The 18,270-nt window shown below is 69.9% G+C and carries 18 protein-coding genes; 10 read left to right on the top strand and 8 right to left on the bottom strand.

Annotated elements, in window-relative coordinates:
- Positions 1–88: 88 nt before the first annotated feature.
- Positions 89–526, top strand: coding sequence for a BlaI/MecI/CopY family transcriptional regulator (locus M6B22_RS05765; protein ID WP_269444822.1), 438 nt, complete (start codon positions 89–91; stop codon positions 524–526).
- Positions 523–1,407, top strand: a complete 885-nt coding sequence (locus tag M6B22_RS05760) for a M56 family metallopeptidase (protein WP_269444821.1) — start codon at positions 523–525, stop codon at positions 1,405–1,407. Before M6B22_RS05765 ends, M6B22_RS05760 begins: the two co-directional genes overlap by 4 nt.
- On the opposite strand, the gene M6B22_RS22090 is transcribed toward M6B22_RS05760, so the two are convergent.
- Positions 1,317–1,808 carry an MFS transporter gene (locus M6B22_RS22090; protein ID WP_407935653.1) on the bottom strand — a complete coding sequence of 164 codons (492 nt, stop codon included), beginning with the start codon at positions 1,806–1,808 and terminating at the stop codon, positions 1,317–1,319. The two genes, M6B22_RS05760 and M6B22_RS22090, sit on opposite strands and share 91 nt — an antisense overlap.
- Positions 1,809–2,368: 560 nt before the next feature.
- Between M6B22_RS22090 and M6B22_RS05755 the strand changes: the two genes are divergently transcribed.
- The 7 genes from M6B22_RS05755 to M6B22_RS05725 all read left to right on the top strand — a co-directional run bounded on the left by M6B22_RS05755 (position 2,369) and on the right by M6B22_RS05725 (position 10,311).
- On the top strand, positions 2,369–3,790 hold the full coding sequence (locus tag M6B22_RS05755) for an MFS transporter (protein WP_269444820.1): 1,422 nt from the start codon (positions 2,369–2,371) through the stop codon (positions 3,788–3,790).
- A gap of 276 nt (positions 3,791–4,066) precedes the next feature.
- Positions 4,067–5,587, top strand: a complete 1,521-nt coding sequence (locus M6B22_RS05750) for an ABC transporter substrate-binding protein (RefSeq protein WP_269444819.1) — start codon at positions 4,067–4,069, stop codon at positions 5,585–5,587.
- A 35-nt stretch (positions 5,588–5,622) separates the two neighbouring features.
- Positions 5,623–6,546 carry an ABC transporter permease gene (locus M6B22_RS05745; protein ID WP_269444818.1) on the top strand — a complete coding sequence of 308 codons (924 nt, stop codon included), beginning with the start codon at positions 5,623–5,625 and terminating at the stop codon, positions 6,544–6,546.
- A gap of 75 nt (positions 6,547–6,621) precedes the next feature.
- Positions 6,622–7,518, top strand: coding sequence for an ABC transporter permease (locus M6B22_RS05740; protein WP_407935652.1), 897 nt, complete (start codon positions 6,622–6,624; stop codon positions 7,516–7,518).
- A complete protein-coding gene (locus M6B22_RS05735; RefSeq protein WP_269444816.1) occupies positions 7,515–8,537 on the top strand; it encodes an ABC transporter ATP-binding protein in 1,023 nt (340 codons plus the stop codon). Before M6B22_RS05740 ends, M6B22_RS05735 begins: the two co-directional genes overlap by 4 nt.
- Positions 8,522–9,610: an ABC transporter ATP-binding protein gene (locus tag M6B22_RS05730; RefSeq protein WP_269444815.1), complete on the top strand. Its 1,089-nt coding sequence runs from the start codon at positions 8,522–8,524 to the stop codon at positions 9,608–9,610. Before M6B22_RS05735 ends, M6B22_RS05730 begins: the two co-directional genes overlap by 16 nt.
- Positions 9,607–10,311, top strand: coding sequence for an NAD(P)-binding domain-containing protein (locus tag M6B22_RS05725; RefSeq protein ID WP_269444814.1), 705 nt, complete (start codon positions 9,607–9,609; stop codon positions 10,309–10,311). The genes M6B22_RS05730 and M6B22_RS05725 overlap by 4 nt, the downstream gene beginning before the upstream one ends.
- A 3-nt stretch (positions 10,312–10,314) precedes the next feature.
- Here the strand turns inward: M6B22_RS05725 and M6B22_RS05720 are convergent, their stop codons facing one another.
- Positions 10,315–12,039 carry a PucR family transcriptional regulator gene (locus tag M6B22_RS05720; protein WP_269444813.1) on the bottom strand — a complete coding sequence of 575 codons (1,725 nt, stop codon included), beginning with the start codon at positions 12,037–12,039 and terminating at the stop codon, positions 10,315–10,317.
- 128 nt (positions 12,040–12,167) lie between these two features.
- Here M6B22_RS05720 and M6B22_RS05715 point away from each other — a divergent pair, with 128 nt between their 5' ends.
- Complete coding sequence (locus M6B22_RS05715) at positions 12,168–12,620, top strand: GlcG/HbpS family heme-binding protein (protein ID WP_269444812.1); 453 nt, start codon at positions 12,168–12,170, stop codon at positions 12,618–12,620.
- A 14-nt stretch (positions 12,621–12,634) separates the two neighbouring features.
- On the opposite strand, the gene M6B22_RS05710 is transcribed toward M6B22_RS05715, so the two are convergent.
- From M6B22_RS05710 to M6B22_RS05685, 6 genes are read right to left on the bottom strand one after another with little or no spacing between them, the layout of a single operon-like run.
- Positions 12,635–13,066, bottom strand: coding sequence for a RidA family protein (locus M6B22_RS05710; RefSeq protein WP_407935651.1), 432 nt, complete (start codon positions 13,064–13,066; stop codon positions 12,635–12,637).
- A gap of 34 nt (positions 13,067–13,100) precedes the next feature.
- Positions 13,101–14,705, bottom strand: coding sequence for a gamma-glutamyltransferase family protein (locus M6B22_RS05705; protein ID WP_269444810.1), 1,605 nt, complete (start codon positions 14,703–14,705; stop codon positions 13,101–13,103).
- Positions 14,706–14,707: 2 nt separating this feature from the next.
- Positions 14,708–15,136: a Rieske (2Fe-2S) protein gene (locus M6B22_RS05700; protein ID WP_269444809.1), complete on the bottom strand. Its 429-nt coding sequence runs from the start codon at positions 15,134–15,136 to the stop codon at positions 14,708–14,710.
- On the bottom strand, positions 15,133–16,581 hold the full coding sequence (locus M6B22_RS05695) for an aldehyde dehydrogenase family protein (RefSeq protein ID WP_407935650.1): 1,449 nt from the start codon (positions 16,579–16,581) through the stop codon (positions 15,133–15,135). Before M6B22_RS05695 ends, M6B22_RS05700 begins: the two co-directional genes overlap by 4 nt.
- Positions 16,582–16,586: 5 nt before the next feature.
- Complete coding sequence (locus tag M6B22_RS05690; protein WP_269444807.1) at positions 16,587–17,813, bottom strand: NAD(P)/FAD-dependent oxidoreductase; 1,227 nt, start codon at positions 17,811–17,813, stop codon at positions 16,587–16,589.
- Entirely contained in the window at positions 17,810–18,175 is a 366-nt protein-coding gene (locus M6B22_RS05685) for a Rieske (2Fe-2S) protein (protein ID WP_269444806.1), read from the bottom strand. The genes M6B22_RS05690 and M6B22_RS05685 overlap by 4 nt, the downstream gene beginning before the upstream one ends.
- Positions 18,176–18,270: the final 95 nt, after the last annotated feature.

Here is an 18,270-nt window from a genome sequence, read left to right as displayed (position 1 = left end):
CTACGCTCTGTAGCAGAGATTACTACGACGGTACGTAGTACGAACCGCGTAGTACGACGTGCTGTCATTCACGCGATAGTCTGGAGCCATGCCGACCAGATCGCGTCCACAGCTCGGTGAGCTCGAGCGAGCGGTGATGGACGTCCTCTGGGCACACGGCGAGGAGGGTCCGTGCACCGTCCGCGAGGTGTACAGCGAGCTGTCCGCCGCACGGGACATCGCCTACACGACCGTGATGACGGTGTTGGATCGCCTAGCCAAGAAGGGCATCGTCGTCCAGCACCGCGACGGGCGGGCTTATCGGTACGCACCAAGCGAGCCGCGCGCGACCATGATCGCCGGGCTGATGATGGACGTGCTCGAGGACACCGACGCCGACGTGCGGCGCACCGCATTGCTCCGCTTCGCCGAGGGCGTCAGCGCCGAGGAGGCCGCCGCGCTGCAGGCGGTGCTGGCCCAGGTCGTGGCCTCCGATCCGGGGCGTCCCACGCGGCGCGGCAGGCGCAGGGCCTCCGCCCGACCATGACGCCGTTGGTGCTCGGCGTGCTGGCCGTGCTGCTGGCCGGCCCGGTGCCCGCGGCGCTGAGCAGGATCGGAGCCCTGCTGCGCGCTCCTCGCGCGGCGATCACCCTGTGGCAGGCCGTGGCGCTGGCTGCCGTTCTCGCCGGGCTGGGAGCCGGGCTCGCGGTCGCGTCACAAGTGCTGCTCGACAAACGCCTCGCGTTGCCGGGGGACCTGGCGCGCGGCTTCGCACTGCTGGTGACCGCGGTGGTGCTCGGCCGGCTGCTGGTGACCGCGCACCGGGTCGGGCTGCGCACCCGCCAGTTGCGGCGCCGGCACCGCGAACTCGTCGACCTGCTCGCCGACGACGACGCCGCCGGCGTGCGGGTCGTGCCGCACGAGACCCCCACCGCGTACTGCCTGCCCGGGTTCCACCGATCGCGCATCGTGCTCAGTGATTCGACCTTGCACTCGCTCGGCGCGAGCGAACTCGACGCGGTGCTCGCCCATGAGCGGGCGCACCTGCGGGCACGCCACGACCTCGTCCTCGAGGCGTTCACCGTGCTCAACGAGGCGTTCCCGCGCGTGGTCCACAGCCGGGTCGCGCTCGACCGGGTCCGCCTGCTGATCGAGATCCTCGCCGACGATGCCGCCGTGCGCCGCTGCGGACGGCGTGCGCTGGCGCAGGCGCTGGTGCGGCTGGCAGGCGGCAGCAGGCCGGCCGCCGCACTCGGCATCGGCGGCGGCGACGTGCTGTGGCGCGTGCACCGGCTGGCCGAACCCGCCCGCCCGGCCCCCATCGTGGCGGCCGCCGCCTACCTGGCCGCGTTGGGCGTGGTCTGCCTGCCGACCGCGCTGGTCGCGGTGCCGTGGCTGACCGAGGTCGTCCCGCGGTTACTCGGCTGACAGCGGGCCGAGCAGGCGTTCCGGATCGCAGTCGAGGCGCAGCGCCGCCAATACGCCGGCCAGTTGCCGCTGCTCGTATCTGAACCTGTAGCCACCTGCCCCGCCCGGATCAGCCCGGATGCCAACGCGACGAGCCCGCTTCTCGACAGCAGCATTCCGGCGGGGTCCCGTTCCCGCGGCGTGGGGCTACGGAAATTCAGGACGAACACGGCGGGGCCGGCCAACCCTGATGCCGCGACCGGAGCATTAATCAGGAAGACCGAGCCCCACCAGAAATGATCGAGCAGAAAGCCGGCCAGTACCGGGCCGGCAGCCATTCCGACACCGACCGAAGTCGAGAAGATGCCGATCGCGGCAGTTCGGGCGTGGCCGGTAAAGGTCCATATGAGGATGGCCAACATCGCGGGGGTGATCAGCGCGCTGCCCACCCCATCGCGGCCCGCCCGCCGGAGAACACGGTCCGGTGACCCAGGTGATCGGCCAAGGCACCTGCAGTGAACATCAAGGTGGCGAAGGCCAGCGTGTACGAGCCGGTCGCCCATTGCAGTTGGCCGGGCCCGGCTGGCGTCGCGGTCGTAAAACCCCTGCAGATGTGGTGGGCGAGAATGTGAGCGACCGGACGATGAACACAGTTCGCAAGCCTGCCAATCTTTGAGATTCTCGACCAAGACCGTCGTGCGTGCCGGGCCGATATGCCTTCCGCCGCGATTTGCGCAACGGCAAATTGTGTGCCCTAACGCGCATTTGCATAATGACAGGCTCTATGGCTCGTGGCAGCTATGGAAAGGTCGGAGGCGCCGGGTGGATCCCGTCGCGGACGCACCGGGTTACGGTTTCGGCCTACTGCACAGGGTTCGCGTGGCTAATGTGTGCACTCTGCCGTTGCCCGAACCGGCCCGCGCGCCACAGGCTCGGGAGTTGAGCGGCATCCCACGTGCCGCCGCGCTGTCAGGGAGCCTGCGTGGCCTATCAGCTCCGGAAGGCACCGCGAGCCCCGGTCGCGAGTGTCGCGCTCGCCCCTGCCCCGACCGCCGAGCGCGCCCGGCCCGCGGGGCCGCTCGTGCTTCCTGCGTTGCTGGGCGCAACGATCATCGGGACGCTGAGCAACAACATCCTGAACGTCCCGCTGCGCAACGTGACCGACTCCTTCCATGCCTCGGTATCGGCCGGGGTTCTGGTGGTGAGCAGCTTCGTGCTCGTCCTGGCCGCCGGGATGGCGCTGACCGGCTGGGTCGGCGATCGGTTCGGTCGCAACCGAACGCTCACCGCGGCCCTGATCCTGATGGTCGCGGCCCAGGTCGGCGCGGCGCTCGCCCCGTCGCTGGGAGTTCTCGTCGCCACCCGCGCCGTGCAGGGCCTGGCCTGCTCGGCGATCCCGCCCCAGGTCATGGGGATGCTCGCCGACATCTTCCCGGCTCGGCAGCGCGCCCGGATGATGGGGGCGTGGGCGGCGGCGAACGGCGCCGGTCAGGCGGTGGGGCCGCCGCTCGGCGGCCTGCTCACCGGCCTCTGGGGCTGGCGCTCGATCTTCTGGTTACTTGCCCCGCTGACCGTGCTCGTCATCGGCTTCACCCGCAGCCTGCCCCGATCCGACAGTCCGCGCCCGGCCCCCTTGCACTGGCAGGGCGCAGCACTGTTGACCATCGGGGCGACCCTGGTGATGACGGCGGCGACCGCGGTACCCCAGCGAGCCGTGCCCGGCTGGGTCGACGGCGCACTCGGGTTGGCGGGCGTGAGCTGTATCGCCGGCTTCGTCGTGACGTCCCGACGAACTGCGCACCCGCTCGTCCCGTTGCCTCTGCTGACCGAGATCCGGTTCGTGCGCAGCGCGATCGCCACCTTGACGCAGATGTTCGCGCTGATGACATTCCTGGTCGCGGTCCCGCTGTACATCACCGGCACGCTCGGGCGCTCGGCCGGCATAACCGGGCTGCTGTTCTTCGTGCTGCCGGCGGCGATGGCCGTCCTGGCGCCGGTGGTCGGTGCGCTGAGCGATCGGGTAGGTCCGCGACTGGTGCTGCGCTGTGGCCTCGTAGTCCTCATCGCCTCCTGCCTCGCCATGGGCATCTTCACCGAGCAGCAGGCGCGCAGCCTGCCACTGCTGTGCGTGCTGCTCTTCGCGCTGGGCACCGGCGTCGCGCTCGTACAAACGCCGGCTGCGACGGGGGCCACCCGATCGCCGGCGGGCAGGCAGGGCAGCGCGCTCGGCCTGTTCAACATGATGCGCTTCGGCGGCTCCGCGTTCGGCGCAGCCTGGGTGGCGGTGCTCTATCCGCGCGGGGCGATGCTGCTGCTGTTCGGTGGTGCGGCGCTCCTGGTACTCCTGGCGCTGGTAGTGAGCATTGTGGGCCCCGATCCCGAGCCCGTCGCGACGCCTTCCTAGCCAGGCTGACTCGCGACAGCTCGCGGTCTCAGCCGTCCGGCGGACGACTTTCGGGGTCCGCAGGGCGAGTGACGCCATGAGAGCAATCCGGATGTTCCGGACGGGGACAGTGCACATAAACGTCGACGCAGGTTGTGCACTTGCTTCATTTACATTCCCCCGTGCCGCGGCGATTCTTGGCCCCAAGCTTGAGCCATTCGCCGGCCTGTGCCCGCACGGACGCTGACCTGGGCCAGCGGCGCGGCCGGCGCGGATGCGTGAGGAAATGGAGACAGGATGCGCAAGCGAATCACGGTGACGCTCGGCCTTCCGATCGTGGTTGCGATCGGTCTGTCCGCGTGCAGTTCGAGCAAAGGTGCCGACCAGAGTTCGAACAACGGCAAGGCGACACAGGGTGCGTCAGTCACCCTGACGATCAACGGGGAGCCGACGACGCTCGACCCGCAGGCGCGAGACGACGGCAACCTGCGCGACGTCGATGACAACATCTACGAGACGCTGCTGACCCGCTCGCCCGACGGCACCAAGCTGGAGCCCTTGCTGGCAAGCGCGATGCCGAACCGGATCGACCCGACCACCTGGCAGTTCCAGCTTCGCCAGGACGTCAAGTTCACCGACGGCGAGCCGTTCGACGCCGCCAGCGCCGCATACAGCATCAATCGCATCATCGCGCCGAAGTTCAACTCCGAGTTGCTGGGCAGCATCAGCACCATCACCGGTGCCAAGGCGGCAGGGCAGTACACCCTCGATGTCACCACGAAGGCGCCCGACCCGATCCTGCCCTCGCGCATGTACTTCATCTCGATGATGGCCCCGAATGCGAAGGACCCGGCCAAGACCCCGGTGGGCACCGGACCCTACGTGCTGAAGACGTGGGCGAATGGTGATCACATCACGCTGACGGCGAACCCCGACTACTGGGGCTCCAAGCCGAGCATCACGACCGCCACCTTCAACTACCCGCAGGAGTCGGGTACCCGGCTTGCCCAACTACTGTCGGGGAAGACCGATCTGGTGACGAACCTGCTGCCCACCGACGCCAAGTCGGCGCCGCAGTTGCTGGTCGCGCCCGGTGACAACCACGCCACGCTCATCCTGAACGCGGAGAGCGGGGTCACCGCCGATGTGCGGGTTCGCCAGGCCTTGAACTACGCGGTGAACACGCCGGAGCTGGCGACGAGCCTGTTCGACGGCCACGCCACCCCGGATGCCTGCCAGGTCATGGACAAGAGCTGGTTCGGCTACAACCCCGATCTGAAGCCGTTCGAGTACAACAAGGACAAGGCCAAGGAGTTGCTGCAGCAGGCGGGCGCCGTGGGCAAGACGATCAACATCGTCGGTGACGCATCCGGGCGGTGGCTCGCTGACCGCGACTTCGTCCAGGCGATCGCGCAGGCCTGGCGGTCCGTCGGCCTGAAGGTCAACGTCCAGTTGCTCCAGTTCAACCAGTACCTGGACAAGCTGTTCAACCAGCCGGCGCGGCCGGACGCGGTCATGGTCTACACCGACAACTCGTTGTTCGACGCCGACCGGACGATCTCCACGTACTACGAGCACGGTGGCTCGGGTGCATCGAACAACGACTCGCAGATCAGCCAGCTGGCCGACGCAGCTCGCAGCGACCTGGACACCACCAGCCGGCTGCAGGACTACAACAAGATCCTGCAGGCCGGTTGCGACCAGGCTCTGTTCTACTTCGGCTTGCACGTCGAGGACCTTTACGGCGCGTCCAAGCGGCTGCACTGGACGCCGCGGGCGGATAGTCAGATCTACCTCAACCAGATGTCAGTCAGCTGAACCCGGCAGGTTGAGCAGAGAGGACGCCTCGGCGCATGGGCAGGTACCTAGTCCAGAGGATCGGTCAGGGTCTGATCGTCATCATCGGCGTGGTCACGGTGGTGTTCGTCGTCACCAGGGTTGTCGGCGATCCGGCGAAGGTCATGCTGCCGCTGACATCAACGGCTGCCCAGCGCAAGGCGTTCGATCACCAGCTCGGCTTGGACAAGCCGTTGATCGTGCAGTACTTCGACTTCTGGAAGGGCATCCTGCACGGCAACTTCGGCGAGTCCTACGTACGCAAGCAGCCGGCGCTGCACGTGGCGCTGGACTACCTGCCGGCCACGCTGGAACTGGTGTTCGTCGGGATGGCGATCGCGTTCGTCCTCGCGGTCACGATCGGTGTGATCGCGGCGCTGCGTCCCGGTCGCCTGCTCGACCGGGCGGTGACGTTCGTCAGCCTGATCGGGCTGTCCGTGCCGCAGTTCTGGCTCGGCCTGTTGCTGATCATCTTGTTCGGGGTGAAGCTGGGCTGGTTCCCGGTGTCCGGCCGTGACGGGGCGACCGCGATCGTGCTACCGGCCATCACGCTTGCCGCGCCCACTACCGGCCGAACCGCGATGGTGGTGCGCTCGTCGATGATCGACGAGCTGAACAAGCAGTACGTGCTCACCGCCGAGGCGAAGGGATTGAGCGCGTGGCGCCGGATCGGCGTCCACACGCTGCGCAACGCCCTCGCCCCGGCGGTGACCCTGTTCGGCTGGGATCTGGTCCGGGCCCTTGCTGGGTTCGACGTCGTCGTCGAGGTGGTGTTCGGCTGGACCGGGATCGGTCACCTCGCCTACGACTCGATCCTCGGTCAGGACTTCACCGAACTGCAGGCGATCGTCATCCTGGTCGCGATCCTGGTCGTGATCATCAACATCTGTATGGACATGGTCTACCGGCTCATCGACCCGCGAGTGAAGGTAGGTGCGTAGCCGATGAGTGCGACGATGATCGCTCCTCAGGTGCCGGCCCCGAGCGAGCCGGCGAAGCGGCGCTCGCTCGCGGCCATGGCTCGCTCCGGGCTGCGTGAGCTCTGGTCGGACAAGGCCGGATTCGTCGGCCTGCTACTTGTCGCGATCTTCGTTCTGGTCGCCTTGTTCGCGCCGTTGCTGGCCCCGCACGACCCGTCCGCACAGGTGCTCGGCGATCGGCTCTCGCCTCCGTTCTGGGAGCACGGCGGCTCGATGCGCAACATCCTCGGTACGGATCAGCTCGGCCGGGACATCTTCTCGAGGATCATGTACGGCTCGCGGGTCTCGCTGCTCGTCGGGGTGTCGGTGGTGCTCATCGCGGGGGCCGTCGGGACGACGGTCGGAGTCATCTCGGGCTACTTCGGCGGCCGGATCGACGGCTTCATCATGCGAGTCGTCGACACCCAGGGTGCCTTCCCCGGACTGCTGCTCGCCCTGCTCATCCTCGCGGCAGTAGGGCCGAGCGTGCACACCGTGATCATCGTGCTCTGCCTCGACGGCTGGCTGATGTACGCGCGCGTCGCACGCGGCACCGTGCTGTCTCTACGGGAGATGCCCTACGTGGAGGCGGCGGAACTGGTCGGCTGCCGCTCCCTGCGGGTGATGGTGCGCCACGTCGCCCCGAACATGACCTCGCCGATCCTGACGGTGGCGGTCCTGGAGTTCGCGCGCATCATCCTGGCCGAGGCGGTGCTGTCGTTCCTGGGGCTCGGCGTGCAGCCGCCACAGATGTCGTGGGGCCTGGAGATCGCCGAGGGACAGGACTACGTCTACAGCGCCTGGTGGCTGGTGACCTTCCCGGGCATCGCCATCGCGGTGACGGTGCTCGGTGTCAACATGTTCGCCAGTTGGCTGCGCGTCGCCGCCGATCCCCAGGAGCGGGAGAAGCGGTTCGCCGCCACGGCCGGCGCACTCGGAGGAGGCTCGATATGAGCGGACCGGCGGTCGTGGCCGACCCACGCGCGCGCTCGGCGGCGGACACCCGCGAGCCGCTGCTGGAGATCGACCGACTGCAAATCGACTTCGTGCTCCGCCACGGCGTGGTGCATGCGGTACGCGACGTGTCGTTGAGCATCTACCCGGGTGAATCGGTTGCGCTGGTCGGCGAGTCGGGCTCGGGCAAGAGCGTGACCGCACTCGCGGCGATGGGGCTGCTGAAGTTGCCCGGCAAGATCCGCGGCGGTGACATCCGGTGGAAGGGCGCGAGCCTGCTCGGGGACTCGGGTGCGGAGTCCCTGCGCAGGGTGCGGGGCAAGGACCTGGCGATCGTGTTCCAAGACCCGATGACCTCGCTCAACCCGCTGTTCACCGTCGGGACGCAACTGACCGAAGTGCTGCGCCGCCACCTGAACATGACCAAGGGGCAGGCCAAGGAGCGGGCCGCCGAGCTGCTCGACCTGGTCGGCATCTCCTCACCGCGCGAGCGGCTGCGGCAGTACCCGCACGAGTTCTCCGGCGGCATGAGGCAGCGGGCGCTCATCGCGATGGCGCTCGCCTGCGAGCCGGAACTGCTCATCGCCGATGAGCCCACTACCGCCCTGGACGTGACGATCCAGGCCCAGATCCTGGAGTTGGTGGCCGAGATCCGCGATCGCCTGGGGCTGGCGGTGCTGATGATCACCCACGACCTGGGGGTCGTGGCCGGCCTGTGCCAGCGGGTGGCCGTGATGTACGCCGGCAAGATCGTCGAAGAGGGGCCCATCGACGAGATGTTCGCCGACCCCAGGCATCCGTACACACGTGGCCTGCTCGCCTCGACGCCGCGGCTGGACTCCGTCGCGCACCGGCTGACCGGGATCGCCGGCAGCCCGCCGAGAATGGACGCGCCGCCGCCCGGCTGCGCGTTCGCAGCACGCTGCTCGCAGCAGATCGACCGGTGCCTCACCGAGCCGCCCGCACTGCTGCTGGACGCCGAGACCGGAAGGAGGCTGGCTTGTTGGCACAGCGAGTAGAGGCCATCGCGGGGGAGGCCGAGTCGCAGATCGCTGGCGACCGTGCGGACGCTGACGTGCTGCTGTCCGTCGACGGGCTGTCCGTCGACTACCCGCTCGGCCACTCCGGCTTCTGGGGTCGGCAGGCACGGTTGGCCCACGCGGTCACCGACGTCAGCTTCCAGATCCGGCGCGGCGAGACACTCGGCCTGGTGGGCGAGACCGGCTCCGGCAAGACGACGACCGGGCGGGCGATCCTCGGCAAGGCGCCGATCACGGCAGGGCGGATCACCTTCGCGGGCCGCGACATCACGCATCTGTCGTCCCGGGACCGCCGCGTCGTGCGGCGCAACCTGCAACTGGTCTTCCAGGACCCGTACGCCAGCTTGAACCCGCGGATGAAGGTCGGCGAGATCGTGGCCGAGCCGCTGCTGGTGCACGGCCTGGTGAAGCGCCCAGCCGAGGCCGTCGAGCAGGTGGCGGAGATGCTCACTCTGGTGGGCCTTCCTGCCGACGCGGCTGACCGCTACCCGCACGCGTTCAGCGGCGGCCAGCGGCAACGGATCGGGATCGCGCGAGCACTCGCGCTGCGTCCGGAGCTGGTGATCTGCGACGAGCCGGTCTCGGCCCTGGACGTCTCGGTGCAGGCGCAGGTGGTCAACCTGCTCCAGGACCTGCAGGCTCAGCTCGGGCTGTCGTACCTGTTCATCGCCCACGACCTCTCGGTCGTGCGGCACATCTCGCACCGGGTCGGCATCATGTACGCGGGCCGGCTGGTCGAGATGGCCGACCGCACCGAGATCTACGAGCACCCCGCGCATCCGTACACGCGGGCACTGCTGTCGGCGATCCCGGTGCCCGACCCGCCGGCCCAGCGAGAGCGCCGCCGCATCGTGATCAAGGGTGAGCTGCCGAACCCGACACAGCCGCCGCCCGGATGCCGCTTCCACACCCGCTGCCCGGTGGCGGTGGAGCGCTGCCATGAGCTGGTGCCGCGCGCCGAGCAGCTCACGCCCGGTCACTGGTCGGCGTGCCTTCGCGCCGAAGAACTCGCCGCGAAGGACGCGCAACCGGCCGACACCTCGGGCGCGTGAGCCGACTGCGGGTCTGTGTGGTCGGGGCCGGCCGGATGGGGCGGGCGCTGGCCACGCGCCTGGGCGGCGAGCATGAGGTGGTGCTCGTCTCGAGGCGTCCGGGCCGGGTGACCGACGGTGCGGGCCGCGTTCTGCAGGTCGGTTCGGACCCCGCGGCAGCGTCCGGTTGCGCGATCGTGCTGCTCGCGGTTCCGGCTCCCGAGGTAGCCGCCGCGGCCGCCTGGATTGCTCCGCATGTCGACCGCGCAGCGCTGGTCGTCAACCTGGCCACCGAGTTGCCGACGGCGAACATCGCCGTCCCCGGGCTGCGCCTGGTGGGATGCAAGATCATCGGTCAGAGCGCGCAGATCGAGCAGGGCAGCCCCGCCGCACTGATCGCCGGCGCCATGAGCGGCACCGAGCGGGCTCAGCTCGCCAGCGCGCTCGGCCGGGTCGGGGTCGTGATCGACGGGTCCGAGCAGCTCGCCATGCGCGTCAATGACCTGGTGGCCCGCCGGATGATCGCCGCCCAGCTCGACCTCGTCGCTGCTCTTGACGAGCTGGGGCTGCCGCCGCAGGCGCGGGAAGCGGCACTCGGCAACCTGGCCGTCGGCATCTGGGGGGCGGTGGCCTCCGGCAACACCGGCCCGTTCCTCACCCGGATCGTCGAGGAACTCCGGACGCCCGCGCGCAGCGGTACTCAGCGCAGCCGCGAGGAGTGAGGATCACGCCGGGTGCAGGTCGCGGTCGACCGCGGTGGTGGTCTCGGCCAGAATGTCCAGCTTGTGGGCGAGCCACACGGTGAACTGGTGTTCGGCCTGGCGTAGGTCCAGTTGCAGCACCCGGGATGCGCGCTCCAGCTTGTACAGCATCGTGTTGCGGTGGATGTGTAACGTCCGTGCGGCCGCATTGAGGTTGCCGCCCGCGTCGATGTAGGTCATCACCGCCTGCTCCAGATCGGCGCCCGCGTGCCGCTGGGCGCGCAGCGGACCGAGGATGTCGGCCGTGAACGCCTTGGCCTGCGGGTTGCTGGCCAGTTCGGACAAGATCGCGTACACGCGGAGCTCCTGGAACCCGCACGACTCGCTCATCCCCAGCTTGTGGTGCAGGCCGAGCGCCAGTCGTGCTTCGCGGTAGCTGTCCATGACGTGATCGGCACCGCGAACCGTCCGCCCGTAGCCGACGGCCACCGGATGCCGGATACGCCGCGCCAGCTCCTGTTCCAGCGTGTGCGCGTACTGGGCCAGCGCCTTGGCTGCGGCGTCGGGGGAGTCGCTGCCCGGACGGCTGTCGACCTGACGGATGACGGCCAGGACGTTGCCCACCACCGTGGCCAGGGTCCGGTTGCCCGGGTCCGGCGCCAGCCGGGCCGCATCGCGGGCCAGCTGGAACAGCGCGTTGAGCGACTCCGTCCCGTCAGCGGCACTCAGGTGGCCGGCGACGACAACGCCGAATGTCCCGTTGATCGGCACGTCGTAATGGGCCGAACGTGCCTCGAGATCGTGCTGGGTGGCGAACCGGCCGTGCAGCAAGGCGTGGACGAAGTCGCCGCGAGCACGCTCTTCGGCCTCCTCGACACTGCGCATCCGCAGCAGCTCGGTGCCCACGATCATGGCGGCCTGGTCGACGATGACCCGGTGCTGCGCGATGTCCTTCGGGTGCGGGTCGTCACCGGGTTCGATCACCATCACCCAGCCGTCGTGCCGGCCGGCCAGCAGGATCGCGTTGACCACGCCCGTGCTCGGCGCCGACTCGATCTGCAGCGCGCAGACACGCGGAGTCGCGCTCACCTCGTCGTTCTCGGGCGTCGTCGGATTCGTTTCCCGAAACGCCGCCGCAACCGCAGCCGGCTCGAGGGTGCGATCGCGCGCCTGCTCGAAGGCGAGCACCCGGAACTGCGGGTCCAAGATGGCGGCAGCGCATCCGGACAGCCTGCTCATCTGGTGGCACAGCGCGTCCAGGCCCGCGCCCCGGTAGAGCAGTTCGGCGAGCACGCGGTGCACGGTGATCCCGTAACGCAGCGAATGCGTCTCGCGCGCCAGGACCAGGCTGGCGACGAGGTGGTTGACATCGCGGTAACTGATCCGATCCGCGACAGCAAGCACCGGTACCGGGCCGTCCAGGGTCGTCTGCGCGGCACCCGCGGCGACGACGGCGACCGCGCGGCGGCGGGCGAGCGTGCGCAGCTCAGCCTCGTCCACCTGCCCCGCCGCGGCGTAGACGAGCACGTCCGTGAGCGCGTCGTTGCTGGCCAGCGCCTGCTCCCACGGCAGGCACCACGCGATCACCCGGCCGGCGAATTCGGCGTCGCTGAGCGCGCTCGCCGCTGACCGCATCATCCGCTCCTGCAGCAGGGCCGCGACCGTCAGCTGTTCGTCGTCGGCCTGCGCGCTGCCGCCCCCGCCCTGGGTGTCCAGCACTCCCGACGCGGGCGTTGATAGCGCTGTCATGAGATCGGCTCCTTGGACAGGGTGCACACATATTGCCTGATTGCCATTGCATGGTGGCTCTTGCTCGCGGCCGGGCCGAACGGCAAACCTGGAGTCCGTACACGGCACGTAGCTGATGGGAGTAGCTGATGCACAAGGTCTACCGGATAACCCTCGACGATGCGCTGCCAATGCTGGCCGCGGCCCGGGCCAAAGCCGAGGAGATCGGGGTGAAGCAGACCATTTGCGTCTGCGACGACGGTGGCAATGTGCTCGGACTGCACCGCCTCCCGGGCGCACGCCTCACCGGAGTGGAGATCTCGATGGCGAAGGCGTTCACCGCGGCCGGTCACGAGCGCGCGACCCACAAGTTCACCGAGCCCCCGAACGGGCCCGCGCTCCCCGGCAACGAGGCATTCGGCATCAACATGATCTATCCCGGCAAGTTCGCGATCTTCGTCGGCGGCTTCCCGATCGAGCACGATGGGCAGATCGTGGGCGCCGTGGGCGTCAGCGGCGGTAACGGCGCACAGGACAAGGCCGTCGGAGCGGCGGCTCTCGAGGCGTTCGCCAAGCATGTCGCCGAGCAGGGCGGCGCGTGATCGGCGGTTGTCGATCACTGTCCGGGCCCGCGCACGGCGGCGACGAGTTCGACCTCGAGCGGGGCGCCCGAGGGCAGGCTGGCCACGCCGATCGCCGAACGGGCAGCCGCACCCCGCTCACCCAACACGGCATGTAGCCGTTCGGATGCGCCGTCGGCGACCGAGGTGTGCGCCGTGAAGCCGGCCGCCGCCGCGATGTAGACGCTCAACCGCACGCAGCGCTCGATGTTCTCCAGGCCGCCGACTGCGTCGACGATCGCGGACAGTGCGTTGGCCGCCGCCAGCCCGGCGAGCTCACGAGCACGCTCGAGCGACACCTCGGCGCCGACGAGTCCACGCCGGACGAGTTCACCGTCCACCCGCGGCGTCATGCCGGCGCTGTAGGCCATTCCGGCGTGCACGACCACAGGCACGTACCGGCCCCGCGGTGCCGGAGCGGTGGGCAGCGCGTCGCGGGCGCCACCGTCGGGGACCACTGCGTCAGACACCGAGGGCCACCCCGTCCTGCCGTGGGTCCGCGCCGCCGGCGAGGTAGCCGAGCCGGTGATCGAGCGAGATGACCAACGCCCCGCCACCGGCGTCCCACGGCCCGAGCGCGCGTACCCGGTGCCCGGCTTCGGCCAGGCCCTGCAGCACCGGCGCCCCGAGCCGCGACTCGCAGCGCAGTTCGTCCGGCTCGCCGACGACGTTCGCGTCGCTGCCGGGATAGATGGTGAAGCGGGGAGCGTTCACGGCCTGCTGCGGGTCCAGGCCGTGGTCGACCAGGTGCGAGAGCAGTTGCATGTTCCACTGCACCTGGCCGTCACCGCCCGGGGTGTTGCCGGCGTGCACGAGCCGGCCGCTCGCATCGGTCGCTACCCAGGCGTTGAGCGTGTGCAGTGGCCGGCGACGGGGGCGAACCTCGTTGGGGTGCCCCGGGATCAGGTAGGCGCCGCGGCCGAGCCGGTTGTTCAACGCGATCCCGGTGCCCGGCACCGTCCGGTGCGCGCCGAACGTCAACGCCAGGGACTGGATGAAGCTGACCGCGCGACCGTCCGCATCGACGACCACGGTGGAGGTCGTGTCCCCGTCGCGGCCGACGCCGCTTGCGGTCAGGTCGACGTCCAGCAGACCGGCCCGCGCGGCGCTGATCGCAGCCGGTTCGAGCAGTTCGCGCCACCGGTCGGTGTCCCCGCCGCAGCGCGCGTACCGGTCCCGGAACGCATGGCGGGCCGCGCCGGCCAGGACGCCGACGGCCTCGACACCCGGCCAGGACGGCTCGGTCAGCCGCCCGTCACAGATCGCGGCCTGCTGCAGCAGCATCCAGCCCGGACTCGGCGGCAGCGTCGCGTGCACGGTGAGCGGGCCGTAACGGTGCGAGATCGCCGGGCCGCGCAGCACGGTGCCCGAGGCGGACCACTCCTCGCCGCTGAACGGCGCACCCGCGCGCACCAGTTCGGACACCGCGCGCTCGGCCAACTCGCCGCGGTAGAGGCCGGCGGGATCGTCGGCGAGCAGGCGAATCGTGCGCGCCAGCTGCGGGTAGGTCAGTCGCTCGCCGACGCGGGGTGCCCGGCCCGCCGGCAGGAACATCGCGGCCAGACCCTCGTCCGCGCGCAGTTCCGCCTCGTGTTCGAGGATGTCGCCTCGGGTCTTGGCCGAGCAGGGCACCCCGTGTGCCGCCAGCGCGAGGGCCGGGGCCCAGAGCTCGGCGAGCGAGCGCGTGGCGCCCGCGGCGTGCAGGTCCGCGATGGCCGCGATCGTCCCCGCTCCGGCGACGGCGAGCGGGCCGGACAGCGGAATCGTGCTCAGTCCCCGGGCGCGGTAGAAGTCCGGTACGCCGCCGTCTGGCCCGAACCCGCTGGCCCCGATCGACCAGACCCGCCCGTCCGGCTCGCGCAGGACCGCGAACGCGTCGCCACCTACGCCGCACTGGCCGGGCAGCGTCAGCCAGCACACGGCGGCCATCGCCAGGGTCGCGTCGATCGCGTTGCCGCCCTGGCGCAGCACGGCCAGCCCGGCCGAACTGACAGCGGGATGGTTGGCGACCACCATCGCCTCGCTCGACAGCGAAGCGGCGCGCGGCGGATCGGCGGGTTCGCTCATGCCTAGCTGGACGCGGCCCGGCGCCGCGCCTCTTCCAGTTCGCGCTTGCGGGCCGCACCCTCGAGGGCGTCCTGCTCGGTGACCCGAACGAACAGCTTGCCCTCGACCTCGGCCACCGGGTAGGTCGCGATCGGTTTGGTGGCAGGCGGATAGATCGCCTCGCCGGTGTCCAGGTCGAAGATGCTGCCGTGACAGGAACAGCCGATGCCGTCCTCGACCACCTTGCCTGCCGAGAGGAGACAGGCCATGTGCGTGCAGGTGTTGGACACCGCGTACGCCGTGCCGTGGTTGCGGGCCAGGCACAGCTCGAGCCCGCGCGGGTAGAAGCGCCGCACGTAGCCATCGGGCAGTTGCCCGGAGCGAGCCACGTACACGTACTCCGGCTCGAGTCCGAACTCGCTCGGCTGCGGATCCGTCTCCGGTGCGCTCACGCGGAGAGGTAGACGGTCTTGTCGACGGTGTAGAAGTGCATCATCGTGTCCCCTGCCTGTTCCTTGAACGTCTGCGTACTGGAGTTCTTGATGCCGCCGAACGGAGCGTTCATCGCCACCCCGGTCGTCGGCAGGTTCACCTTCACCACGCCGCTGTCCACGCGCCGCGAGAAGTCGATCGCCCGGCCGATATCGCTGGTCACGATTCCGGCCGACAGGCCGTACTCGGTGTTGTTCGCGACCGCGACGGCCTCGTCGTACGAGCCGACCCGCAGCACGGCGAGCACCGGCCCGAACGTCTCCTGCTGGGCCAGGGCGGAGTCCGGCGCGACATCGGTCAGCACGACCGGACGCATGAAGTGGCCGTGCTCGCACCCGGTCGGCAGCGGTTCGTCGCCTGCCCGCAGCGTGGCTCCGTCCGCGATCGCCGCGCCGACGTGCTCGGCCACCTTGGCCAGCTGGGCGGACGAGGCCAGCGGGCCCATCTCGACTCCGTCGACGAGGCCGTTGCCCACCCGGCGCGCGCGGGCCGCCGCCACCAGCCGCTCGACCAGCGCATCGTGCACGGCGTCCTCGACCACCACCCGGCTGGTGCCGGTGCACGCCTGCCCGCTGAGGCCGAACGCGCCTCGAATGATCAGTGCGGCGGCCCGATCGAGGTCGGCATCGGCCAGGACCACCATGGGGTTCTTGCCCCCCATCTCCAGCTGGCAACGCTGGCGGGGAGTGGTGGCGCGATGGATCGCCAGGCCGACCGCCGACGAGCCGGTGAAGGTGATCGCGCTCACCCGCGGGTCGCTCACCAGCGCCGAACCCGCCGCGGCGCCACCATGGACCAGCGCGATCGCCCCGGCGGGCAACCCCGCCTCGAGCAGGGCCCGGACGAGCGCCTCGGCGGTGCTCGGCGTCAGTTCGCTGGGCTTGAACACGACCCCGTTGCCGGCCGCGAGGGCCGGGGCCAGCTTCCGGGACGGGATGTTGAGCGGGAAGTTCCACGGCGTGATCGCCGCGACCACGCCGACCGGCGCGCGGGTGGTCAACACCATCGAGCCGTCGCCGGTCGGGAACGTCTGGCCGGTCAGCCGCAACGCCTCGCTGGCGTAGAAGCGCAGGTTCAGCGGGGTACGGCGCGTCTCGTTGAGCGCCTCGGCGAGGGTCTTGCCCTCCTCCTGCACCAGCTCGCGGGCCAGTTCGTCGGCCCGGCCGGCGAGAATGTCGGCGGCCCGGTTGAGGACGTCCGCGCGGGCCTCCGGCGCCCGCTCGGCCCACTCCTGGTACCCGGCGGCGACCGCGGTGACGGCGGCGCGGACCTCCTCCGCATCCGAATCGGCGGCCACGGCCACCACCTCGCGGATGTCGGCCGGGTTGTGCCGCTCACGCCCGCGCCCATCCGCTGCGTCGGACCACTCGCCGCCGAGGTAGTTCCGCCGCCGGGTCCCCGTCATCGCGGCTACCACGCCTGCTCCGTCTCGAGCAGGTCGGCCAGGTCGACGTCCTCGTCCTTGAGCCGGTGCGCCGCGACGTGGACCCGCCCCGAGATCAGCTCTTTCGCGATCGCGATGTCGGCGCCGCGATCCACGGCGAACGCGGCCCGAACCCGGCTTTCGCGAAGGTAGAAGGCGCAGAAGTCCAACTCGTCCACCGAACCGCGGATCACGAGTTCGTCCCAGCCGCGGGCGTGGCCGGTGTGCTGGATGTTCAGCTCGTACTGGTCCGACCAGAACCAGTGCGGGTCGTCGAAGATCGTGGCGTTGCCGAGCATGTTGTTCGCCGCGGCCGCGCCGTGCTTGGTCGCGTTGTCGAAGTGCTCGACCCGGATCAGCTCGTCGAACAACGGGTGGTAGTGATTGGCGACGTCCCCTGCCGCGAAGATGTTCGGCACGTTCGTCCGGCAGTACTCGTCGACGAGGATGCCGTTGTCGACGGTGACGCCGGACCGTTGCGCGACCTCGATGTTCGGTGTGATGCCGACACCGACGACCACCAGATCGCCTTCGAGGCGCGCCCGGCCGGTCTTCACGATGACGGCGTCCTCGTGCTCGACCACCGACTCCACCGGCTCGCCCAGCCGAACAGTGACGCCGTTGCTGCGGTGAATCGTCGCGCAGACGGCGCCCAGCTCGCGGCCGAGTATCCGTTGCAGCGGCGCGTCCAGCGTGTCGATCACGGTGACCTCGGCACCCTTGCAGTGCGCGGTCGCCGCGACCTCCGAACCGATGAAGCCCGCGCCGATGACGATCAGCCGGACCCCGGGTCCGATGAGCCTGCGCAGGGTGTTCGCGTCGTCGAGGGTGCGCAGGTAGTGCACCCGCTCGCCGCGCACACCCGGCAGCTTGCGGGCGGCACCACCGGTCGCGACGAGCACCTTGTCGGCGCGGACCTGGGTTCCGTCGGCCAGGTCGACGGCCCATTCGGCAGGCCGGATGCGAACCGCCCGCTGCCCCAGGCGCAGGTGCACGTCGTTCGCGGCGCACCACTGCTCGTCCAGCAGGAACAGCTCGTCGTCCGAGCCGTCCGGCCCGGCGGCCAGGTACTCCTTGGTCAGCGGAGGACGCTGGTAGGGCGGATGCGGCTCCGCTCCGATCAGCTCGATGCGCCCGTCGAAACCGCGCCGCCGCAGCGTTCGCGCGGCCACGGCGGCGGTCTGACCCGCGCCGATGATCGCGTACGTCGTCATGGAGTCACCGTGCCGGCGACCACCGCGCGGCGGGCCGCGGTCTCAGTGCCCGACCGCGGTTGCGTCGCGACATACACGGTTCCGTCCTCGATCCGCACGTCGTAGGAGGGCTGATATCTGTCCTGCGTCGCCTCATAGCCGGTCGCCGGGTCGAACTCCCACTGATGACCGGGGCAGACGATACAGCCGTTGAGCAGTACACCCTTGCTGAGCGATCGCTGTTTGTGGATGCAGGTGTCGGCCAGGGCGAAGACGTCGGCACCGATCAGGAACAGCGCGACCGGCTCACCGTTCACCTCGACCTGCTTCTTCTTGCGACGGGCCAGTTCGGACAGTTCGGTCACAGCGAGCCAGTCAGCCACAGGGTGCTCCTCAACACAGAGATGCCGGATCCCGGCGGTTCGTCGGACGGGTTCGATCCACAGCAGCCGGCCCGCCCGACGCCCGCGTGTGGATC

Origin of the sequence: Jatrophihabitans cynanchi, from assembly GCF_027247405.1 — a bacterium.
In the GTDB taxonomy this organism is placed as follows: Bacteria; Actinomycetota; Actinomycetes; order Mycobacteriales; family Jatrophihabitantaceae; genus Jatrophihabitans_B; species Jatrophihabitans_B cynanchi.
Note: the sequence above shows the minus strand (reverse complement) of the source record. Positions and strands in the feature narration are given on the sequence as shown.